Source organism: Methanoculleus formosensis, from assembly GCF_025384765.1.
GTDB classification, from domain to species: Archaea; Halobacteriota; Methanomicrobia; order Methanomicrobiales; family Methanoculleaceae; genus Methanoculleus; species Methanoculleus formosensis.
On sequence record NZ_VHLL01000014.1, the window covers coordinates 1 to 21920 of the forward strand.

22 protein-coding genes are annotated in these 21920 nt (G+C 62.6%); 10 read left to right on the forward strand and 12 right to left on the reverse strand.

Annotated features, from left to right (window positions below):
• Nucleotides 1-63: 63 nt before the first annotated feature.
• Nucleotides 64-1224: an ISH3 family transposase gene (locus tag FKB36_RS12925; protein WP_014867130.1), complete on the reverse strand. Its 1161-nt coding sequence runs from the start codon at nucleotides 1222-1224 to the stop codon at nucleotides 64-66.
• A gap of 38 nt (nucleotides 1225-1262) precedes the next feature.
• Between FKB36_RS12925 and FKB36_RS12930 the strand changes: the two genes are divergently transcribed.
• Nucleotides 1263-2765 carry a PAS domain-containing protein gene (locus FKB36_RS12930; RefSeq protein ID WP_261598508.1) on the forward strand — a complete coding sequence of 501 codons (1503 nt, stop codon included), beginning with the start codon at nucleotides 1263-1265 and terminating at the stop codon, nucleotides 2763-2765.
• Between the two features lie 490 nt (nucleotides 2766-3255).
• On the opposite strand, the gene FKB36_RS12935 is transcribed toward FKB36_RS12930, so the two are convergent.
• Entirely contained in the window at nucleotides 3256-3939 is a 684-nt protein-coding gene (locus FKB36_RS12935) for a M48 family metallopeptidase (protein WP_261598509.1), read from the reverse strand.
• 122 nt (nucleotides 3940-4061) lie between these two features.
• Between FKB36_RS12935 and FKB36_RS12940 the strand changes: the two genes are divergently transcribed.
• Together FKB36_RS12940 and FKB36_RS12945 are read left to right on the forward strand one after the other, a co-directional pair.
• Nucleotides 4062-4661, forward strand: coding sequence for a hypothetical protein (locus FKB36_RS12940; protein ID WP_261598510.1), 600 nt, complete (start codon nucleotides 4062-4064; stop codon nucleotides 4659-4661).
• Between the two features lie 274 nt (nucleotides 4662-4935).
• Entirely contained in the window at nucleotides 4936-5202 is a 267-nt protein-coding gene (locus FKB36_RS12945) for a hypothetical protein (protein ID WP_261598511.1), read from the forward strand.
• Here the strand turns inward: FKB36_RS12945 and FKB36_RS12950 are convergent.
• Nucleotides 5180-5611 (reverse strand): DUF61 family protein, encoded by a 432-nt coding sequence (locus FKB36_RS12950; RefSeq protein ID WP_261598512.1) that lies wholly within the window; start codon nucleotides 5609-5611, stop codon nucleotides 5180-5182. The genes FKB36_RS12945 and FKB36_RS12950 overlap by 23 nt on opposite strands.
• 213 nt (nucleotides 5612-5824) lie before the next feature.
• On the opposite strand from FKB36_RS12950, the gene FKB36_RS12955 reads away from it, so the two are divergent.
• The 3 genes from FKB36_RS12955 (at nucleotide 5825) to FKB36_RS12965 (ending at nucleotide 9079) form a co-directional block, all read left to right on the forward strand.
• Entirely contained in the window at nucleotides 5825-6832 is a 1008-nt protein-coding gene (locus tag FKB36_RS12955; protein ID WP_261598513.1) for a M28 family metallopeptidase, read from the forward strand.
• A gap of 198 nt (nucleotides 6833-7030) precedes the next feature.
• Entirely contained in the window at nucleotides 7031-8536 is a 1506-nt protein-coding gene (locus FKB36_RS12960) for a glutamine synthetase family protein (protein ID WP_261598514.1), read from the forward strand.
• Nucleotides 8537-8764: 228 nt separating this feature from the next.
• Complete coding sequence (locus FKB36_RS12965) at nucleotides 8765-9079, forward strand: hypothetical protein (protein WP_261598515.1); 315 nt, start codon at nucleotides 8765-8767, stop codon at nucleotides 9077-9079.
• 26 nt (nucleotides 9080-9105) lie between these two features.
• Here FKB36_RS12965 and FKB36_RS12970 read toward each other — a convergent pair whose 3' ends face one another.
• Nucleotides 9106-9741, reverse strand: coding sequence for a VTT domain-containing protein (locus FKB36_RS12970; protein ID WP_261598516.1), 636 nt, complete (start codon nucleotides 9739-9741; stop codon nucleotides 9106-9108).
• 129 nt (nucleotides 9742-9870) lie between these two features.
• Between FKB36_RS12970 and FKB36_RS12975 the strand changes: the two genes are divergently transcribed.
• The 3 genes from FKB36_RS12975 (at nucleotide 9871) to FKB36_RS12985 (ending at nucleotide 12254) form a co-directional block, all read left to right on the forward strand.
• Nucleotides 9871-10446, forward strand: a complete 576-nt coding sequence (locus FKB36_RS12975) for a methylated-DNA--[protein]-cysteine S-methyltransferase (RefSeq protein ID WP_261598517.1) — start codon at nucleotides 9871-9873, stop codon at nucleotides 10444-10446.
• 59 nt (nucleotides 10447-10505) lie between these two features.
• Complete coding sequence (locus FKB36_RS12980; RefSeq protein WP_261598518.1) at nucleotides 10506-11201, forward strand: lactate utilization protein; 696 nt, start codon at nucleotides 10506-10508, stop codon at nucleotides 11199-11201.
• Between the two features lie 231 nt (nucleotides 11202-11432).
• Complete coding sequence (locus FKB36_RS12985) at nucleotides 11433-12254, forward strand: mechanosensitive ion channel family protein (protein ID WP_261598519.1); 822 nt, start codon at nucleotides 11433-11435, stop codon at nucleotides 12252-12254.
• 40 nt (nucleotides 12255-12294) lie between these two features.
• Here the strand turns inward: FKB36_RS12985 and FKB36_RS12990 are convergent, their stop codons facing one another.
• The 6 genes from FKB36_RS12990 to FKB36_RS13015 form a co-directional block, all read right to left on the reverse strand.
• Nucleotides 12295-13761, reverse strand: coding sequence for an RNB domain-containing ribonuclease (locus FKB36_RS12990; RefSeq protein WP_261598520.1), 1467 nt, complete (start codon nucleotides 13759-13761; stop codon nucleotides 12295-12297).
• Between the two features lie 354 nt (nucleotides 13762-14115).
• The gene (phoU, locus tag FKB36_RS12995) at nucleotides 14116-14766 is read right to left on the reverse strand and encodes a phosphate signaling complex protein PhoU (RefSeq protein WP_261598521.1); all 651 of its coding nucleotides are present in this window, start codon (nucleotides 14764-14766) and stop codon (nucleotides 14116-14118) included.
• 9 nt (nucleotides 14767-14775) lie between these two features.
• Nucleotides 14776-15537, reverse strand: a complete 762-nt coding sequence (pstB, locus tag FKB36_RS13000; RefSeq protein ID WP_261598522.1) for a phosphate ABC transporter ATP-binding protein PstB — start codon at nucleotides 15535-15537, stop codon at nucleotides 14776-14778.
• Entirely contained in the window at nucleotides 15538-17481 is a 1944-nt protein-coding gene (pstA, locus tag FKB36_RS13005) for a phosphate ABC transporter permease PstA (protein WP_261598523.1), read from the reverse strand.
• A gap of 46 nt (nucleotides 17482-17527) precedes the next feature.
• Nucleotides 17528-18355, reverse strand: coding sequence for a phosphate ABC transporter substrate-binding protein (locus FKB36_RS13010; RefSeq protein ID WP_261598524.1), 828 nt, complete (start codon nucleotides 18353-18355; stop codon nucleotides 17528-17530).
• A gap of 243 nt (nucleotides 18356-18598) precedes the next feature.
• Entirely contained in the window at nucleotides 18599-19438 is an 840-nt protein-coding gene (locus FKB36_RS13015) for a class I SAM-dependent methyltransferase (RefSeq protein WP_261598525.1), read from the reverse strand.
• Nucleotides 19439-19641: 203 nt separating this feature from the next.
• Between FKB36_RS13015 and FKB36_RS13020 the strand changes: the two genes are divergently transcribed.
• Complete coding sequence (locus FKB36_RS13020) at nucleotides 19642-20673, forward strand: inorganic phosphate transporter (protein ID WP_261598526.1); 1032 nt, start codon at nucleotides 19642-19644, stop codon at nucleotides 20671-20673.
• Here FKB36_RS13020 and FKB36_RS13455 read toward each other — a convergent pair.
• Both FKB36_RS13455 and FKB36_RS13025 read right to left on the reverse strand, forming a co-directional pair.
• Nucleotides 20652-20789: a class I SAM-dependent methyltransferase gene (locus FKB36_RS13455; protein ID WP_390895722.1), complete on the reverse strand. Its 138-nt coding sequence runs from the start codon at nucleotides 20787-20789 to the stop codon at nucleotides 20652-20654. The two genes, FKB36_RS13020 and FKB36_RS13455, sit on opposite strands and share 22 nt — an antisense overlap.
• 94 nt (nucleotides 20790-20883) lie before the next feature.
• Nucleotides 20884-21888: a YbgA family protein gene (locus FKB36_RS13025; protein WP_261598527.1), complete on the reverse strand. Its 1005-nt coding sequence runs from the start codon at nucleotides 21886-21888 to the stop codon at nucleotides 20884-20886.
• Nucleotides 21889-21920 lie beyond the last annotated feature (32 nt).

The window sequence follows — 21920 nt, forward strand, 5'->3', positions numbered from 1 at the left end:
TCAGTACTTCGCTAAATCTCCCTCACCTCTCCTTCTGTTTGACCTTGTTCTACCATCCTTTCTCTAAACCCGTTGCCGTAACACCGTAATTCCTTTCACCATCCCCATCGATGCCCGGATCGCTTCCCAGATTATGAGTCGAAAAGCATCGAATCGAAACGCGCGCATTTCAATCGTTCGCGGTCCCTGCTTCACCGGCGAGAAATGTATCCATAAGAGAGCGATCCAGACGTTTTTCAGCAGAAACGAGATGATTGCATAGAGATACCGAATCACGGGGTTTCTTGTGCTCGTCCTGGGTTTCACCTGGTTGCGCATCCGGTAGGATGCCTCGATCGAGAACCGTGATCGGTAGATCCGGTGCACCCGGAGCGGATGCCAGGCAATACCGCCGACAACGTAGCCCAGATTCTCAGCGCCGTATTTTCCTCGTCTCCCCTTCGCATACTTCACGGCAATGGCAATCGTCAGGGGAAGTGATGGTTTTCCTCTCATCCGGTACTCGGCATACCGGGACTGCGTCCCCTGGAGCAGTGCTTTCATGCGGTTGCTCTGCTTCTTGACGGGAACGATGAACGGTACCTGCACCTGGGTCAGAAACCCGAAGACCTTCCGGGTATAGAACTCCCGGTCCAGGCAGAGGACCTCGACCTTGAGCCCGAGTTCGGCAATCCGGTCGAGGCACCGGGCGATGTACCCAACCTTTGCGATCCCCTGCCGCACCGGATACACGGCCAACGTCACCTGCCGGTCTCTGGTGGTCACGTAGAGGGTGATGTAGGAGTAGAATTCGTTCGTCGATTGCTTGCGTTTGCTTCGGAGGATATATGATTCGTTCTCGTCGGAAGTCTTCCCGTAGTACGGATCGTTGGTGTAGTCAATCGCAAACTGATACGCGTTCCCGGGTTTCAGGACGTGGTGCACGAGGTGGGTGAGGATAGCAGTGCTCTTCTGCTCCAGATCATCCATAGCCAGTTTGTTGAGATGATAGCGAAATGACGTCTCACAGGGTACATGCTCCAAAAACCCGGTGATCGAGTGAATCGATTGTTGCATCGCGGCCATGCCGACCAGAGCCTGAAACAGGTCGGTCTGGGTGAGCCGACCCTGGATCGGGATGGTGAGGTGCTGGTCCAGCGCCGCAATGGCGTGAGCACAACATTCTTTCGGCTTGAGGTCGTTACTCTTTCTGCAGGTCGTCTTCTTGCTTTTGGCAAAAGGCATGAGGGGACGCCTGCAAACGATATAAATCTTTCGTTTTTGTGCGGGTTTCCGGGTTCGGCAGAGAATATGCTGGTTCGAAAATTAGCGAAGTACTGGGGATCTGCATCGTCGATCAGGAGGGGTGCATCGCCTTTGCCAACGCTTCGCTGCTTGCCCTGTGGGGGTACGATCTCTCCGAGGTGGTTGGAGTACCGGTGACCCGCCTCTGGCTCTCCCCCGAAGAGGGGCAGGACTGCATCGACCTCGCGCTCTCCACCGGACAGTGGACCGGGACGGTCGCTGCCCGACGGCGGGACGCCACCTCGTTTTCCTCCCGGATAGCGCTCAGCACCGTCCGCGACCCCGGGACCGCCGACGTCTGGCTCCTCCTCTCCTGCATCGAGGCCGGCGTGGAGCGCGGGGCTAGCGTAGCATCCTATCCGGATAGCGGCCTCGAAGCGGCGGTCGCGGCGATGCCCGCCCGATTCATGGACCCAGCGGCGATCGATCCGGCGATCGACGACTCGCTCGAGGATCTCGGCCGCGCCTGCGAGGCGTGCAGGGTCTATCTCGCTCTCTTCAACGGTCCGCGGACGCATCTCGGCGCAACGCACGAGTGGTGCCGGACGGGGCAGGTCCCGCTGCGGGGCGAGTTGCGCACCCTCCTCAAGGGCGATCCGCCCGGGTGGGCCGTGCGGGTTCTCGACGGCGAGACGGTGATCGTGGACGGGGGGAGCGGCCGGCCGGACAGGGTGGAGCGCGAGTTGCTGGAGCGGCACGGCGCTACGGCGGCCCTGATGATCCCCCTTCGGCTGCACGGAGCGGTCGTCGGCTTTGTCGGTTGCGATCTGGATTCCGGCGGCGCCCGGTTTGGGGGCGACGATGTGGCTCTTCTCTCTGCGGCCGTCCATATCATCGCGGGCGCCCTCGACCGGAAACAGTCCGAATACGTCTTCCGGGAATCTGAGGGCCTCTACCAGGTCGTCCTCGACGCGATCACCGACACCGTCACCGTCGTCGACACCCATCTCACCGTTCTTCTTGCGAACGACGCCTTCATCGCCTGGTGCGAGGACCTCGGGCTCGAGACGGACGTTGTCGGAAAGGATCTCTTCACCGTCGTGCCGTTCCTCCCTCCCGCGACGCGGCAGCTCTACGAGCGGGTCGTCCGGACCGGCCGGCCGCTGACGTCGGAGCGGTCTCTCTCTTCGGGCGACCGGAAGATGGTTCTGCGGGAGATGCGGATCCCGATCATCGAGCACGGCGAGGTCGCCAGGGTCGTCACCGTCGGAAGAGACGTCACCGCCCAGAAAGAGCTCGAAGACCTGAAATCAAAAGCCTACTCCCAGATCGAGCGGAACATGGAGCAGTTCGCCCTGCTGGCCGATCATATCAGAAACCCGCTCCAGGCGATCATGGGGCGTGCCGAACTGCTCGACGATGCCGAGACGAGGGAGAAGATCCGCTTGCAGGTGCAGCGGATCAATGGGATCATCGACCAGCTCGATGAACGGTGGGGCGAGTCGAGGAAACTCTCCACGTTCTGGCGGAAGTACTCCTGATATCCCAATACTTCACTAATTTTGATACCTGACATCAAACGATGCAGTCTCACGCAATGCCGTAATGAAGAGCTGGTGGTAACCCTGATACTGGCCTTCGCGCTCTTCGCGGCTCGAAGCCTACGGCTTCTCACGCTCTTGTCCTGCGGACAGTCGCGGCTCGCGCCTACGGTGCTCAAGCTCGCTTCGCTCGCACTTCGCGTGAGTTACTCGCTGGGGATTAGTAATACAGTCTCACGCGAAGAACGCGAAGCCGCGAAGGGAGTTACAGGTAATTACACCGATCTTCGCGTCCTTCGCGGCTTCGCGTGAGTCAACAGGTGCAGATAATGATACTGCCTCACGCGAAGGACGACTTTCCCGAAGGGTGCGACGATTCGTAAGAACCGGAGCATGAGCACCGCAGGTGCGATGTGCGACTGGCCGATGGGCAGGTCGATGGTTTGGCCTTCGGAGGGTCCTCAGAACTGTAGCAAAGTGCTGATACCCCTCACCCCGTCTCTCCGAGCGCCTTCCAGACCCGGTTCCGCTCGAGGATGATCCAGTAGCGGCGCAGTTCGGCCTCCGCCGCCCGGTGATCGGGGTAGTGCTCGCCGATGAGGTGCCAGAACCGTTTCGAGTGGTTCTGCTCGCGGAGGTGGGCAGCCTCGTGGACGACGACGTACTCCCGTAGCGTCGCCGGGAGGGCTACGACGCGCAGGTTGACGTTTATGTTCCCGAGCGCCGAGCAGCTCCCCCACCGCGTCTTCTGCAGCTTCACCGCGATCCGCCCCCGCCGCCGGCCGGCGAGATCCGGGCAGGCCTCCAGCCGGTCGAGAACCTCCTCCTTCAGCATCCGGGAGAGCCCTCTTCGGAGAGCGGGGACGGACGGAGAGGCGACGGTTCCCGCATCCTCGTCGACCGCGAACCGCGCACCCGGGATCACGCGGCAGAACCGCCCGTGCAGGAGGAGCATCTCCTCCCGCCCGCACCCTTCAGCGGCCAGCCTGTCGAGTTCACGGCGCCGCTTCTCTATCCAGGCCGCGTTGCGTTGGAGGAACCCCCCGACGTCGAACGACGGGGGGGCGACCACACGCAGGGTCCCGTCCGGCCGCACCTGAAGCCGGGCGGTGCGCACCCGCTTCAGAATAATGGTCGTTTTGCCCGCGAAACTCTCCCTCTCTCCCCGGTTCATGATACCAGTACTGGGGCGCCGGCGGGAAAAAACGTGATCCGGCATGTACCTATACCTGATGACGACAAAGAATTACGTAGGGTTCCCGCCCTGGGGCGCGGGCGGGCGCGGAGGATGGCAGCATGCATGAGAAGGAACTGAAGATCGGCGATATCGCGAGTCTCACCGGGCTCTCGGAGCAGGATGTCCGGGCGCTCATCCAGACCTACGACAGTCTTTTCACCTACCGGACGATCGGGCCGGTCAGGCTCTTCCCGCAGAAGGCGGCAAAGATCGTCCGGGAACTCGCGGATCTCTCCGGGCGGGGATTCTCCCCCGACGAGATCGCCGAGGAGGTCAGGTCCGGGAAGAAGCAGGCCGCCCCGGCGGAACCGGTCGAAGAGATCGATCGGACCGCCGCCCCGCTCCCCCCCGAGGTGGTGATCGAGTTCGGGGTGATGCGGGACACGCTGGCCCGGCAGGAGCGTCGGATCGTAACCCTGACCGAAGAACTCGAGCAAGAGCGGGAACTGAGGGCGAGGGAGGCCGAACGGTTCCAGAAAGCCGTCAATGACCTCGAGGATCGCCTCTCCGCGCAGCAGGAGCACCTTGCCCTCGTCGCAGAGTGGGTGAACTACTTCGATCGGCAGATGGATGAGGTCACCCGCCCGGTGTTTGAGCGGTTCCGGAGGACGGCCGGGAAGAAGGGCGATTCCGGCCAGTCCCCGGGCCGTTCTGGCTGATGCCCCTCCCCAGTACTTCGCTCATAACAGCCTCTCCAATCGACCCATGCAGCCTCGCACAGCGACCTACACCGGGATCGGCAGCACCCGGACGAGGTCGATGGATTGACCTCTTGAAGATCACTTCAACTGTTTTAGCGAAGTACTGCTCCCTCTCTCTGGTACCTCACGCAAAATATGTGCCAATATATATTATTCTATAGTATAATAATCACAAATTTTAAGTAAGATCCCCGCCTCCGGCACGCGGGGTGATAGAATCTCCCAGCAGAAGATGGCCATACTATTGATCGCCGGCATCCAGGTTCTGGTTGTCGGCGGGTTGGTTGCCTGTATCGTCGTTGGAGCACAGGATCGGCCGTCTCCCGAAACCCCGCCCATCACCGAGGCCCGGTATATGGGTGATTGGCCGGCGAGCGCCTCCGCGGCCGCGTATCCGATCGCCGGCCACCAGGCTGCGGGTATCCTCTCGGGCGCCGGGGAGACGTTCATCCTCTTTGCGGTAGGGGACGATCCCCCTACCCCATCACGATCTGCATGACCGTCGGGTATCGGTTCATGGCGGCGTAGACGAGGGGTTTTGCGATCCAGACCCTCCCGCCCTGCATCCTCCGAAGGCTACTGATCTCCCCGAGGTCCTGGAGAGCCTGCACCGCGGCCTCGTCCGCGAGGAAGAAACTGTTTGGAACCGTCGAGTCGAAGTAGAAGAGGATCGGGACCCGGAGCCGTCTCTGCAACTCTCCCGGGAGCGCCTGCTCGAGCCGGAGGAGAGTGTCCCGGTCGAAGTCGTAGCGGTCGCCTCCTTTCGTGACGGACGACGGGTGCTCCTCCCGAAGAAGCCGGGAGAGTCGCTTGCGCTCCGCAACAACCCCGTCGTTGATCCTGCCGAGTTCAAGCCGCATCCATCGTAAGAGGGTCGACTCGTCGCTTGCTGATGGTCGGTCGGGCATCTCTCTCGTCCGCCTCCAGGCCGGTCGTGAACTCTCTACGCCATGCAATATATACCTGGCCCCGGAACCTGCGTTTCCCTCCCGGGGATTCCCGGAGCGTTTTCGGGCCGTTCCGGCCGGAGGCGCCTCTCTTCTCCGATCGTAACCCCCTCTTTGCCCGGGAGAAAGTATATATCTCCCCCTCCCCTTTCGACGTCTCCTGCGTGATCACCCATGAAACAGGATTCAGTGCACGGAAAGCAGACCGGGCGGCATGCTCGCTCTCATGGAGCGCCGCTCACTCTCCCGCTCCTCGCCGGCGTAGCGGTTCTCCTTGCGGTCGCCCCGGCAGCCGCCACCGGTACATCCGGGGGTGAGTACGATCCCGGGATCGCCGCGATGCTCAGCGAGATCAACGAGTCGGAACTGGAGAACACGACCTACGACCTGCAGAACTTCTCGACCCGGGTCTACGGCACCGACGGCAACCGGGAGGCGGGCGAGTACCTCTCCGAGAGACTTGCGGCCATCCCCGGGCTCGAGGTGGAGTTCCAGGGCGGGGATATCAGGAACATCGTCGCCACGCTCCCGGGAAGCGACACCGCCTCCGACGGGGTCGTGGTGGTGGGAGCACACTACGACAGCAGGTCGTTCGACCCCGGCCGGGCGCCCGGGGCTACCGACAACGGCTGCGGCGTCGCGATCGTCCTGGAACTCGCCCGGGTGATGAGCGGCCACTCGTTCGACCGGACGGTCGAGTTCGCGTTCTGGAACGGCGAAGAGGTCGGGCGTCTCGGCAGCGCCGACTACGCCGCCGATGCGGCCGCCCCGATCGTCCTTTACCTCAACTACGACTCGTCCTGCTACGATCCCCTCAACCGCTCCGTCCTCGATATCGTCTACGACGAGCAGTCCGGGGATATCGCGGCACTCATGGCCGACTGCAACACCCGTTACTCCATGAACTTCACCCTGACCGAGAACGTCCATTCCTGCACCTCAGATCACGTATCCTTCCGCGACCGGGGTTACCCGGCCGTGACGACCCACTCTGAGGAGCACGGCCCGGCCCATACCCCGGACGACACCGTCGACCATGTCTCGTCCGGGTATGCCGCGAGGAACGCCCGGCTCGGTCTTGCGGTGCTCGCGGAGGTGGCGGGGTTCCGGGGAGAGGGTGACGCCATCCCGAAGGCCCCGCTACGCTGGGATCTCTCCGGGCATCTGGACACCGCGGGCTAACGATCAAAACGGCGCCGTTATTCGTCGCGCGGGCGGTGTGAGACGATTTTGCTGTCTTATTTAACCCTCGTGCGGCTGCTCACATCCTTGATCCGGCTCTCCGCCCCTCGTAAATCCGGAAGTCCGGTCTCTTCGGCGGACCGGGTCCGGCGAGGCGGAGACTCATTTTTATACGGTCGAAGACAACGTAAAAAAAATATGAACGATTCTGAGATCCTGATGAACCCCAACGAGCTGGTACGTTTTTTCAAGAAGAATCCAGCGGAATTTACGAAAGAGGATATCATACGGTTCTGCGAGGCGAACGGGATCGAGATGGTCAACTTCCGCTACGCCGCCGAGGACGGAAAACTCAAGACCCTCAATTTTGTCATCTCCTCAAGGGAACACCTCGATACCATCCTCTCGGACGGCGAGCGCGTCGACGGCAGCAACCTCTTCTCGTTCATCGAGGCGGGGAGCAGCGATCTCTACGTCATCCCCCGCTACCGCACGGCGTTCGTGAACCCGTTTGCCGAGGTGCCGACGCTTGAGTTCCTCTGCTCGTTCTACGACAGCGACGGGAAACCTCTCGAGAGCGCCCCCGAGTACGTGCTCCGCAAGGCGAACGAGGAGTTCACCCGCCGGACCGGCTGCACCTTCAAGACCCTCGGCGAACTCGAGTACTACGTCGTCAGCCCGCGGGACGACCTCTACCCCGGCCGCGACCAGAGGGGCTACCACTCGGCCGAACCCTTCGTTAAGTTCGCGGATCTCCGGGACGAGGCGATGCGCCTCATTGCCCGTGCCGGAGGCAGGATCAAGTACGGCCACTCTGAGGTCGGGTGCTTCTATAACGGCGACACCTACTACGAGCAGCACGAGATCGAGTTCCTGCCGATGCCGGTGGAGCAGGCGGTCGAGCAGTTGGTCGTCGCGAAGTGGGTCTTGCGGATGCTCGGCAACCGGTACGGCGTCGAGATCAGCTTCGCCCCGAAGATCACCGTCGGCAAGGCCGGGAGCGGGATGCACTTCCATATGCTCGTCGAGAAGGACGGCAAAAACCTGCTGGTCGAGGGTGGTAAGTTGAGCCCGCTCTCCCGGAAGATGATCGCCGGCATCCTCGACGCCTCCGACGCCCTGACCGCCTTCGGCAATACCATCCCGACATCCTACCTCCGTCTCGTCCCGCACCAGGAGGCGCCGACGACGGTCTGCTGGGGCGACCGCAACCGCTCGGTCGTGGTCCGGGTTCCTCTCGGCTGGGTCGGCGCGGACGGCATGACCCGCGACGCCAACCCCGGCGAGAACGGTCATCGGCAGAACCGCCCATCGAAGCAGACGTTCGAGTACCGGGTCGCCGACGGTTCGGCCGATCCCTACCTGATCGTCGCCGGTCTCATCGTGGCGGCGCTCCGGGGGATCGAGATGCCCGACGCGCTCGATATGGCCGAGAAACTCTACGTCAGCGGGAACATATTCCGCCCCGAGTTCAAGGAGCGGCTCGCGGAGTTCCGGCAGCTCCCCGCCTCCTGTGTCGAGTCGGCCGAGGCACTCGAGGCGAAGCGTGCGATCTTCGAGGCAAGCGGGATCTTCCCCGCGGGGATGATCGGGAGCCGGATCGATACCCTGAAGGCCTTCGGCGACCGTGGCCTGAGCGAGAGGCTCTACGGCAACAACGACGCGATCCGGGAACTGGTCGAGCGGTACATCCACGTTGCGTGAGAGCCGGCCTCCCGTAGAATACTTTTTTCCGGCAGCGTACCGCCAGCACCGAACCCCTCGCGGGGTGCGCCTCATCTCCCTGCCTGAGGCGCGGCAGGGGCAAGGTATTATAACCCCGAGGTCCAGAGGAGGTGGCTCTCCGGCGTGGCGCCGGGCTCCCGGGGGAGGAGGGGAGTGGCCTCTTCGACCTCGCGGGGCCGCGCACGTCCGGGTGATGGAGGAACGCGTATGAGAGGTGGAGCAGAAGAGAGTATGGAAGGAGAAGCGGCCCCGGTCACGTTTACCTGTTACCGTATCACCCCGGGGGAGGAGGAGGGTACTCCTGAGGAGGGCATGAGCACCTACAGCGTCGTGGTGCTGCTGCCTGACGGTGACGTCAAGCACCAGGTCGTCTGGGCGCTGGCCCCGGAGGATATCGGCGACGCGATCCGGGTTCCCCCCGGCTCACGGGTGATCATGACCGAGATGAAGAGCCCCATGGTCTGGGACAGCCAGGCGATGGAAGAGGAGGAGGTGGCTGTGGAGGCCACACCCGCCTCCTGACCTTTTTTGAGAGAAGAATCCGGGTCTCACACCTTCCTGACATCGAGGACCATCGAACCCACGCCGACGAACGAGACCGCGATGATCGCGAAGATGACGATGTTAAAGTGCTCGGCGACGATGGGAATGTTCCCGAAGAGGTAACCCGCGAGGATGAAACTCGTGACCCACAACACCCCTCCGGTCGCATTGAAGAGGATAAACCTGGAGTAGTCCATCTTCCCGGTTCCCGCGAGGAACGGCGCCAGAGTCCGGACGAAGGGAGCGAACCTGGCTATCACGATGGTCTTTGCGCCGTATCTCTCGAAGTACGACTCCGTCTTCCTGATATGGTGCGGTCTGATGAACGGGATCCCCCGGGAGAGGAACCGGCTGCCGAATCCTCTCCCGATCCAGTAGTTCAACGTGTCCCCCGCAATCGCCGCCACCACGAGAAGCGCGAGGGCGGGGAAGAGGCTGAGGCCGCCCTGTGCGGCGATTGCGCCTACAAGGAAGAGGAGCGAATCGCCTGGAAGGTAGGGGGTGACGACGACCCCCGTCTCGAAGAAGATTATGAGGAAGAGGAAGAAGTAGACGAATATCCCGTACTCCTCAATAACGAGCGGCAGGAAGTCATCGAAGTGTATGACGACGTCGATGAGATTCCCTATCTGTTCAAACATCTACCTCTGGTGCACACCGGCACCTGATATACCTGTTGTACCGGTATAACTCGATCCCGGTCGGGACTATTCCCGGTCGCGGGTGTTCCCTCCCGCAAGTTAGATACCGGGGTTTTGTCCACTCAGATCATGGATCGGTCTCCCGACAGCCTGCCCGATGCGGTGCCGGTGGTCACCTGGTTTGCGACGGCGTTCGGCAAGGTTCGCCTCGTCTGGGTCGACTCCCGCCCCGGGCCGAGGGTGCAGAGAATCCTCCTCCCCTGCGACCCGCGAACCGACGCGGCGATGATCGAGGCCGTGCCTTCCGTCGATGAGCCCCGCGAGATCCGGACGCTGGTCGCCGGGATACAGTCCTTCGTTACGGGAGACGACGTGCGGTTCGATACCGGCCTCCTCGACCTCGACCGCTGTCCGCCCTTCCAGCGGCGTGTCCTCCTCGCCGAGTACGGTATACCCCGGGGATACGTCAGCACCTACGGGCGCATCGCCCGGCACCTCGAAAATCCGTCCGCCTCCCGGGCTGTTGGGAGTGCCCTCGCGAGGAACCCCTTTCCTCTCGTCATCCCCTGCCACCGGGCGCTACGCTCGGACGGATCTCTCGGCGGGTTTCAGGGCGGCCTCGATATGAAACGGAGGCTGCTTGAGATGGAGGGGATCCGGTTCCGGGAGGACGGTCGGGTGCTCATGGAGCGCGTCTGGTATTGAGACCCCGATGACCCAGAGGTATATGTGGGATGACATACCTCCGGGGGGAGGGTGATCCTATGGCAGATCTTACCGGCCAGCAGATGGCAAAACCCACCGAGTACAGTACGGTCAACCTGGCAAAGGATGCCGGGGTGGACACGGAACGGTGGAACCGGGTACCGAATGAGGCGACGATCAAAAGAACGGCCGAAGCGGTTGAAGCCCGGAATGTGAAGGTGATCCTCGTGGATACGGCCGAGGATGGGCTCCGGGCGCTCGTCGACCTGATCCCGGAAGGGGTCGAGGTCATGTTCGGCTCCTCGACGACCCTCGCCGAGATGGGGTTTGACCGGGTGATCGAGGAGAACCCGAAGGGGTGGCGCGACTACCACGCGACCATCACGGCCGAGAACGACACTGAGAAACGGCACGCGCTTCGCAGAAAGAGCGTGGCCGCCGACTACTACCTCTCCGGGGTGCAGGCGATCGCCGAGTCGGGCGAGGTCGTCGGGTGCGACAAGACCGGGAGCCGGATGGGGGCCTGGCCTCACGCGGCGGCCCATCTCATCCTCGTCTCGGGGGCGAACAAGATCGTGCCGACCGTCGACGATGCCCTCCGGCGGTGCCGGGAGTACTGCCTGCCGCTCGAGAACCAGCGGTCACAGCGCGTCTACGGCATGGGAAGTTACATCGGCAAGCACGTGATCCTCGATAAGGAAGACACCGACGGGCGGGTGTCCCTCGTCTTGATCAAGGACCGGCTTGGGTATTGAATCCGGCTGCCTATCTCCGCGCGGCCCGGCGGCATGAGCCGGGAGACCCCCTGCGTAAGCGGGGGGTAGTTCACCTCTCTTGCGAGTCAACCGTATACCCTCTCCTTAGCTCCGCCGTCTTTCTGTCCAGCCATGCAGGAGCGGTGCGGTCACGGCTGTAGCGGTGCTCCCCTCCTTCTTTTCATCTCTTTGGGGGTTCGGTATATCTGAACTCCCGTGCCATTTTAATGCATGGAGATTGCAGAAATCCTCAACGTCACCGTTCCGCTCTCCGACATCACGTTCGAGAGCGTTGTCCTCGCTGTACTTGTCGCGATCATCGGGTGGATCGTGGTGAAGGTGCTCACGGCCGCCTTCACACAGATGCTCTCCCGGGTCTCGAAACTGCCCGACCTGGTCGTCGAGTTCCTGGTCCGGTTCTTTGCGATCCTGCTCTACGTGCTCCTCACCCTCATCGTCATCGCGACGATCGGGTTCGACATCTCCTCTGTGGTGATCGGGCTCTCGGCGGTGATCGGGCTCATCCTCGGTTTCGGCCTGCAGGACACCGTCACCAATCTCGCTGCAGGGGTCTGGTTGGCAGCGTTCCGCCCCATCGATAAGGATGAACTCGTCGAGGTCAACGGCATATCCGGGACGGTCGTCTCGGTCGGCATCATGGCAACAGAACTCGTGCGAGCCGACAACACCTACATCACCATCCCGAACTCCCTCGTCTGGGGAAGCCCGGTGATCAACTCTACCCGGATGGAAACCCGCCGCGTCGAGGTCAAGGTCAGGGTCCCCTATGACAGCGACCTCGATGTGGCGATCCGGGTTGCCACCGAACTGATGACGGCCCACGAAGGGGTGCTCCCATCGCCGAAACCTGCGGTTGTCGTCACCGAACTCGCTGACTCTTCGGTGAACCTCGCCCTGCGTGCGTGGGCGAAGACGCCCGATATGTGGGACGTGCAGTGGGATCTGAACCGTGGCGTTGTTCAGGCGTTCAGGGTGGCCGGCATCGCGATCCCCTTCCCGAAGGTGGACGTCCACCTGGAAAGGATACACTGAACCCCTTCTTTTTTCTGCGTCGATCTGCCGGAACCGCTCCTCACCCGGTGCGTGCGAAGTCGATGAAGCCTTTGTAGGGGTCTGTCGCGAGCAAGCGGACGCGGACTTTCTGGCCGACCCGGAGTCCCTCCTCGCCGATAACCACTTTTCCTTCCGCCGGGGGATCGATCAGCCGGACATAGGTCCCCTTCTCCGAGGCGCCGGTGACGAACGCTGCGAACGTCTCGCCGATCCGCTCCCGGAGGAGGACCGCGGCCGCGGCCTTTCGCACAAAGCGTTCGGCCTTCTGCGACGCCTTCTCCCGGTCGGTCATCCGGTCGGCGAGGGCGTCGAGTTCCTCGCAGGTGTACGGGCATCCACCCCCATCGATGACCGATTTTACCAGCCGCTGGATGACAATATCGACGTAGCGCCGGTTCGGGGCGGTGCCGTGGGTGTAGTCGGTGACGGCGAGGGCGAAGTGGCCGACCGGCTCGTCTCCCGGCCGGAACGCCACGTACTCCCCTGCACCCATCAGTTTCACGATCGTGAGGGAGAGGTCGGGGAACCGGTCGGGGTCGGCCGCCTTCTGCCGGATCAGGAACCGGGTGAGCGCTTCGGCGTCCGGCCGGTCGGGCAGGGTCTCGCCGAGCTCAGCGGCCTCGCGGACGATCCCGTCCCAGTTCCTCGGGATGCGGACGACCCGGTGGATCATGGGAAGACCGGCGGCGGCGAGGAACGCCGTCAGGGTTCCGTTCGCAGCGACCATGAACTCCTCGATGAGGCACCGGGCGAGGTTCTGCTCCTGGATGACGAGAGCCATCACCCGGTTCTCCTCGACGACCGGCTCGGCCTCGATCGTCTCGAGAGCGAGCGCTCCCTGTTCCGTCCGGCGCTTCTTCATCCGCATCGCGGCCTCGTGCTGGAGAGCGACCTGCTCCGCGAGGCCCGGTGTCTCCTCAACCGTCCCCGGGACCGGCCCGCTCCCCTCCAGCCAGTCGCTGACCTCCTCGTAGACGAGTTTCGCGTGGTTCCTGACGAGCGCGGGGTAGATCTCGCCGGGCCGCGTCCTTCCATCGGCAAGGACGCTATACTCGATGACGATCGCCATCCGATCACGGTCGGGGAGGAGCGAGGTAATGCCCGCCGAGAGGCGGAGGGGGAGCATGGGAAACGTCGTAACGCCGGTGTAGACCGATGTCCCATTATGGGCGGCGTGCCGGTCGGTCGCCGAGCCTTTCGGGACGCGGGAGTCGACGTCCGCGATCGCGACCCTGACCCGGATCGCGCCGTTCTCTTCCCGTTCACAGACCTCGATCTGATCGAGATCCTCTGAGTCGTGGTTGTCGATCGATGACCAGAGGAGCGACCGGAGATCGAGGGGACCTGTGGGGGTATCCGGGAAGACATTCTCGCTGAGAGCGCCGACTTCCCGGGTGACGGCCGGTGGGAAGGCAGGGATGAAGCCGTACTGCTGCATCGCCGACCACGCGATGCCTTTCAGGTTGACGGAGGGCTCGTTCTGCATCGTTGAGTAATTCATCCGCGGGTATAAATACCGCTTGGAAATGTCCGGCGATCACCCGCCCGGGCGCTGCCCCCCGCAGGAAGGGGTGGAGTGGAGGCTATCCCCCTGTAATGGACCTGGGAATAACGCCTCGCCGGGTGCGGTCTTCCCTCCACCCCACCCGCGCTTCGCGCTCCTCCTCTGGAGAGCCGTGTCCCGGACCGGCATGCGAGCGGGAACATCCAAAGGGAATCTCGGATGACCGGTTGTTTCGTAGAGCGCTACCCTGCCCCCTACATAAAGGATGCCCGTATGCCTTTCAACCGAGCGCGTCAGGCTCATAGAGGAGGATGAAAAAGGATTTTTTTCGCCGTCTCACCGTATCTCGATCCGGTCGCCCGTCACCATGTAGTGCACCTTCTCCGCGATCCTGCAGGCGTGGTCCCCGCAACGTTCGAAGTATCGGGCGATCATGACGTAGTTCGTGCACCGGGTGATGTTTCTTGGGTCTTCCATCATGTAGGTGAGCGACTCGCGGAATATGGAGTACCTGAGGGCGTCGACGACCTCCTCCCGGCTCTGGATATCGGCTATCACGCTGAGGTCTTCACGCTCGAACGCGACCAGCACATCCGTTATCATCCCGTCGACGACCTCTCCCATGTGGGGGAGGCTGACGAGGTTTCCCACGTGCGGCGCCCCGGCGAGTTCAGGTACAATGATGGCGATGTCTTTCCCGTAGCGACCGATGCGGTAGAGGCTCGTGGTCACCTTCATCGAGGCTGCGATCGTCCGGAGGTCTTTTGCCATCGGCTGGTTGAGGGCGATGAGTCTCAGGCATTTCTGCTCGATCCCATCATCGTAATCCGCGAGTTTCTGCTTCTCCTCGCCGATCGTCTCGGCGAGCGTCACGTCCTGGGCCTTCAACGCTACCATCGACTGCCGGAGCATACCCTGTGCGAGGCGGCCCATCGCGAGAACATCCCCTTTCAGGGACGCAATTTCCGTATGAAATTTCGTTACCATTGGTTCTCCCTACCCGAACCGCCCGGTGATGTAGTTCTCCGTCAGTTCTTCACCGGGATCTTCGAAGATCTTCGTGGTTTTGTCGAACTCCACCAGTCTTCCCAGGTACATGAACCCGGTGCAGTCGCTGGCCCGTGCCGCCTGCTGCATGTTGTGCGTGACGATGACGACCGTGTAGTCCCGGGCAAGCCGGACGATGAGGTCCTCGATCTTTGCCGTAGCGATGGGGTCGAGGGCGGAGCATGGCTCGTCCATCAGGATCACCTCCGGCCCGACCGCAAGGGATCGCGCGATGCAGAGCCTCTGCTGCTGTCCGCCCGAGAGGGAGAGCGCGGGTTCGTGGAGGCGGTCCTTCACTTCGTCCCAGAGCGCGGCCCCCTTCAGGCTCTCCTCGACGGTGCGGTCGAGTTCCTTCTTATCGCCCACCCCGTGAATACGGGAGCCGTAAGCGACGTTCTCGTAGATGCTCTTCGCAAATGGGTTCGGTTTCTGGAAGACCATGCCGATCTTCTCGCGGATCGCGTATACGTCCACATGGGGATCGTGGATATCGTTCCCGTTAAAGAGAATCTCTCCGGTGATCCTTGAGGAGTCGATGAGGTCGTTCATCCGGTTGAAGCACCGGAGCAGGGTCGATTTCCCGCATCCCGACGGTCCGATCAGCGCCGTGACCTTATTCTTCGGGATCTGGAGCGAGATATCGATGAGGGCATGTTTCTGCCCGTACCAGAGGTTGAGGTTTGTCGTCTCGAGGATCGTGGATCCAGTCATTTACATCACCGTTGCCCGGTGGTATCGCCGCCGAACCAGGATCGCGGCGAGATAGATCGTGAGGACCAGCAGCAGGAGCACGAACGCGGTCCCGTAACTCTGCGTGGCCGCCCCCGGAATGGTTGTGGTGAGGACGAAGAGGTGGTATGGGAGCGCCATCACCGGTTCCGTGAGCGACGACGGCAGGAATCTGCTGCTGAAGATCGCTGCCGTGAACATGATGGGGGCCGTCTCGCCTGCAGCACGCCCGATGGAGAGGATCGCTCCGGTGAGGATCCCGGGGAGTGCCGGGGGAAGGACCACCCGCCAGATCGTCTGCCACTTTGTGGCGCCGAGAGCGTAACTTCCCTCCCGGAGGGAGCCGGGGATCGACCGGAGCGCCTCTTCGGTCGTCCGGATGATCATCGGGAGGATCATCAGGCCGAGGGTGATCTGTCCGGCGATCAGCGAGACCCCGAAGCCCATAAAGAGCACCAGGAACGCGAACCCGAAGAGTCCGAAGACGATGGACGGCGTTCCGTTCAGCAGGTCCACCGCGGTCCGGATGGACCGTGTCAGCGCCGTGTCGGCGGTGTACTCGATCAGGTAGATTGCCGTCGCGATCCCGAGGGGGAGGGCGACGGCGAGGGCTCCTCCCACGAGGTAGAACGTCCCGACGATCGCGGGGAATATTCCTCCTGCTCTCCCGAGATCTCTCGGCGACCCGGTCAGGAACTCCCAGGAGATCGCTCCGGCTCCGTTGACGACGATCTCGAAGAGGATCACCCCGAGAGCCGCGATCACGATCGCGACCGAGAGCGATACCAGGAGGAACGCGCATCGCTGCGAGGCCCTCGGGGGGAGAAGCCTTCCGAACGGCGCCGATATGGCGTGGGTTATGCGTGAGGCCGCCCCGGTAATAGCCTGATACGGCGTGGAGTGCAGGATCGCGGCCTTCACCCGCCCGGACGGCGTGGGCCGTGCCGTACCCTGTGTTCCCTGTATCCGGGTGATGATGACCCGTGCCGCGCTGTTGATCGCGAGCGTGGTGAAGAGCAGGACCACCGCAACACCGAAGAGCGCATGGTAATGCGTGCTTCCGAACGCGACCTCGCCCATCTCGATGCCCAGCGTCCCGGTCAGCGTCCGTACGGGGGAGAAGACGTCGTAGATCGGGTCCGGGATGACGGCGGCGTTCCCCGTGACCATCAGCACCGCCATCGTCTCGCCGATGGCGCGCCCCATCCCGAGGATGATCGCTGCGCTGATGCCGGAGAGCGCGCCGGGTACGATGACGCGCCGGATTGTCTGCCAGTGGGTTGCCCCGAGGGCAAGGCTGCCCTCTTTGAACTCTTTCGGGACCGAACTGATGGCGTCCTCGGCGACGCTCGTGATCGTCGGTATGGACATGATCGCGAGGAGGATCGAGCCCGCGAGCCAGCTCGACCCCGACGGCTGGTCGAAGGTGACGCGTATCCAGTCGGTCAGGAGGATCAGGCCGAAGAACCCGTAGACGACGGAGGGGATGCCGGCCAGCAGTTCGATAGCGGGTTTTATGACCGATTTCATCCTCGGGGAGGCGATCTCTGCGATGAAGACGGCGCTCCCGATGCTGAGCGGGACGGCGATGACCATCGCGAGCGCCATGACCAGGAGCGTCCCGGTGATGAGCGGGAAGACCCCGTAGGCCGGGTTCCTGCCGGTCGGATTCCATTCCGCACCGGCGAGGAAGTTCCAGAAGCCCGTCTCGAGAACGATCTGGTAGCCGTCACGGAGCAGGAATATGATGATGAAGAAGACTGCGACGATCGCGGCCAGTGCGCCAACAAAGAGCAGTTTGCCGACAGCCCAATCGACGAACTGTCTCTTTGTTCCGGTGGCCGGCCCGCCGATCTCCGGCGTTCCGCGGTCTCGCGGCCACCCGAAGTTCTGGCATCGAGCCCGTATACTGAAATCTCTTGCCATCAGCACTCCGCCGCTGTAGCACTAAAAATTGGGGGTGCTGCCCCGTTCATCCCCGTACCGGGATATAATCTTCGCTCGCTACGATCTCCTGTCCTTCGGCGCTCAGGATGAACTCGATGTACCGCTGCGCAAGCCCCTCGGGCTCCCCGTTCGTCAGCATGTAGAGCGGCCGGCTGATGGGATACGTTCCGGCGGTGATGTTCTGGAGCGTGGGCTCAATGTCGGTCCCGTCGACGTCCAGCGCGAGCGGCTTCACGCCTTCGGTGTAGCCGAGGCCGACGTAACCGATCGCGCCCGGTGTCTGCGATACCTTCTGCTGGATGCCGCCGTTCGAGTTAAACTCCTCCTGAGTCCTGACGAAGTCCTCCTCGTCCATGACAAACTCGGAGAAGAACTCCCGCGTCCCCGAAGCACTGTCTCTCCCTACAACGACGATCTGCGCCTCAGACCCGCCAACCTGGTTCCAGTTCGTGTAGGTACCGTTGTAGATGCCCCGTATCTCACCAGGTGTGAGGCTCTCGACGCTGTTTGCCGGGTTGACGACGAGGAGGATCGCGTCATCGGCGATGTGGTGCTTGACGAGACCCGGGTAACCTGCGGTCTCTGCGGGTTTGAGGTCCCGTGAGGAGATGCCGATGTCTGCGGTGCCCTCGCCGGCGGCCTTGACCCCGACGCTCGAGCCCCCTCCGCTCACCATGATCTCCGCGGAGGCGTCCTGTGCCTCGAACGCTTCTCTCGCCTGCTCGGCGATGGGGAGCACCGTGGTCGACCCTGTTACCGTGATCCGCTCCGGCGTGGTTGTCTGATCGTTACCAAGACATCCTGCCACCATCAGAAGAACCACGAGAGTGCCGACGACGGCAACCGTGGACATCCTTGACAGACTCATTCCTGTCATGGCAAAATTGAAGGAGATGAGTTGATATATGGATTCTCGACATTGAATACGTCCGTGAATGGTGAGACAATAGCGGTATATACTCTATTGGAGGGCCAACGTTTTTGTCCAGAATCTCAGTCCGCCATCTCTCTTTCCCGGGAATGGGTTCACGGATGCGGGCTCCCGCTTTGCCGGATAGTGCCGATGCCGATCGCACCGCTGATGTGGTTGCCTGCCTCACTTCCCTTCTTTCTCCCACCAGACCGCCGCGGTCGGCCGCACCGTCGTCTCGACATACTTCCCGGACCCGTCTTCGCGGAGCGTCCGCGAAAAGTAGTCCCTGACCGGCGAGAGATCCTCCATCCCGGGGTTGTGCATCGCTGCCCAGGCCCGGGCGGCATCTTCGACCGAGTCGTAGATCGCGTCCCAGAAAGCGTGGTAGATCCGGACGTTCGGGTAGACCCCGGCGTCGTGGAGGATGTTGACCGGGTAGATGTAGTCAGGGTAGCCCTTGCGCATGGTCGCTTCTTCCCCGAAGACCGCCCGGTAGAGCGCCATCTCGTCGGGGTCCCGCCACTCGCCCGCGTGCCAGAAGAGGTAGACCGCCCGGCGAGCCGCGGCGTCGAGTTTCTCGAGTGCGGCGGCGAGGTCGTAGAACCCGAGCGAGAACGCCGCGATGACGACGTCGTGCGGCTCGATGTCCCTGCCGATGACGGTATCCTCCCAGCGTTTCCGGAGACAGGAGTAGTTCGTGAGCCCCTCCGCCGCCATCCGCTCCCGGAGGGCGGCGAGCATCCCTTCCGAGGGGTCGAGGGCGGTGACGTGGGCGGCGGTCCGGGCGACCGGCACGGCCAGCCTCCCTGTTCCGGCACCCACATCGAGTACGGTCTCGCCCTGCCGTGCATCCAGGATCGCGAGTTCCTGCTCGGTCGCCCGTCTCTCGTCACGGGTGGCCCGGCGGTAGGCGGCGGCGCGTTTGTTCCAGTGAGCGGCCGGATCGCGGCCTTTCTCGACGCGGTCGGGAGAACTTGCGTATACCGCCTTCCAGAGCTCGTTCCAGTCGATGATCCGCTGCATGGAAGTTCCCTCTCCCCGGTGCGGTATATACTGTTCTGTTTCCGGCCGACCGGTCTGGATGAACTCCCGTATCCGAACGAATGAAAACTCTATTGAAGATCTCATATTTCTGTATTTTTGCGGCTAACTCTATGGTGATCCATATTCTCTATCGAAAACGGCTATGCCTGCTGCGCCTCTATTATTACCTACCTGATACTCCCATGCTCGACGTTACCATGCTCTTCATCGTGGGCATCATCATCATCGCGCTCATCTTTGATTTCACCAATGGTTTCCACGACTCAGCAAACGCTATATCGACCGTTGTCTCGACGAAGGTCCTTTCCCCGAAGAACGCCGTGATATTTGCCGCGTTCTTCAACTTCATCGCGGCCTTCGGGTTCGGTGTCGCAGTCGCAAGCACCATCAGCAAGATCATCAAACTCGATCACGTCGAGACCTCGATCATCCCTTTTATTGTGCTCTGCGGTCTCATTGGAGCGATATCCTGGAACATCATAACCTGGTACTTCGGTCTGCCGACATCGTCGTCGCATGCGCTCATCGGGGGATTGATGGGCGGGGGCCTGGCCGCAGCCGGTGTTGCGGCGATTGAGTTCTCGACCATACAGACCATCGTCGTCTTTATGGTCGTATCGCCTATCATCGGGTTCCTCATGGGCCTGCTCTTCATGAGCGTCTCGATCCGGGTCTCCGGGGACACCCCGCGAACCGCGGCCGATCGGCGCTTCAGGCGTCTCCAGCTCATATCGGCGGCGGCGTACAGTTTCAGCCACGGGACCAACGATGCGCAGAAGACCATGGGGATCATCACGCCGCTCCTCTTCTCCATCGGCTACTTTGGAGCTGGCGTCGATCCGAATCATCTGCCAGTCCCGATCTGGGTGATCCTCGCCGCCCACGCGGCCATCGCCCTCGGCACCCTCTTCGGGGGATGGCGGATCGTGAAGACGATGGGTTATGGGATCACGAGGCTCCGGCCGGTGCATGGGTTTTCGGCGGAGACGGCGGGTGCCGCGACGATCATCGGGGCATCGATTGCAGGAATCCCCGTGAGCACGACGCATATCATCTCCTCCTCGATCATGGGCGTCGGCGCCACCAAAGGGGCGAGAGCCGTGAAGTGGGGGGTTGCGCGCCGGATCGTCACGGCGTGGGTCCTCACGATACCCCTCAGCGCGCTGATCGGGTTTCTGGCGTTCACGCTGCTTCACCTGATGCTGGGGGTATAACTCCCCCACAGCAGGACGGCTAGCATGCCCTCCGAGGAGTCGAGGGCGGTGACGTGGGCGGCGGTCCGGGCAATCGGCACGGCCAGTCTCCCCATTCCGGCACCCAGATCGAGCACGGTCTCGCCGGCCGAGGGATCCAGGATCGCGAGTTCCTGCTCGGTCGCCCGTTTCTCGTCACGGGCGGTCCGGCGGCAGGCAGCGGGGATGCAGTTACGGTGGCGGGTCTTCTCCGGCGTCCCAGAGATCCCGTCCGCGATCGGTGGCGTCTCCCGGCAGATCTACGAGTTCGATGGGGTACGGGGCGAAGAACGACTGATTCATCAGGTACGGCTCCCGGAACCGGATAGCCCACGACCGGAGCAGGCTGCGGGGTTCGGCCAGCGTGGCGCGGCCGTGCCTGTAGCGCTCGATCATTTCGATGCCGTATGCCTTCTCCTCGTCTGAGATACGGTCGCTGAAGTACCCCAGGGCGTGCTGGAGGACGTTGACGTTGCCGGTATGCCGGGGAGCCCGTACGAGCGCGATAGAGAGCATCCGGCGGTATTGTTCATACAGCGCTTCCGGCTCAACCGCTGCCCGGGATGCGACAAGCTGTCCCATCTCGCGTAGCATCTTCTGGCTGCAGGCAAGCAGGAGGAGTTTGTTTTCCGCGTGGAACTGCACGAGGGCTTCCCGGTCCAGGGTTCCCTCGACGCCCCGGAACGCCGTCAGGGTAAAGACCGCGGAGAGGAAGTGATCGCGGATCCGTTGATTGTTCAGGCGCAGTTCGTCTTCTACGGGGAGTTCCGGGTACCGCTTCAGCACCTCGCGGGCGAAGAAGCCCGCAGACTTCGCTATCGCCGCGGACTTCTCCACCGACGGGTAAACCCGCACGTTCCGGGTTCCGGAGGTGGGCGAGCCCCCTTTGAGGATAAAACCGTCGACAGCGTGGAGTGCGTCGAGAAACCTGGCTGCAAAGGCGGACATCTCGGCGGTAACGTCCCGCCCGGTGGCCGGCTGCATGAGGCGATCGGAACCGCCTGTCCGGACGATCCTGACGGTTGAGCGAGGGATCCCGAGTCCGATCTCGACCTCCGGGCAGACCGGGATGCAGTCAGCATACTCCCGCAGGCGTGCCACCGTGGGGGAAGGTATCTTCGAGCCGTCGTAGCGGCACGGGTCGAACTCGATGCAACGGCTGACGACGAGGCGGGGGCGCGGGTACTCCCGGGTCATGGGGCCATGGTACGGCGGGATGCATATCAACC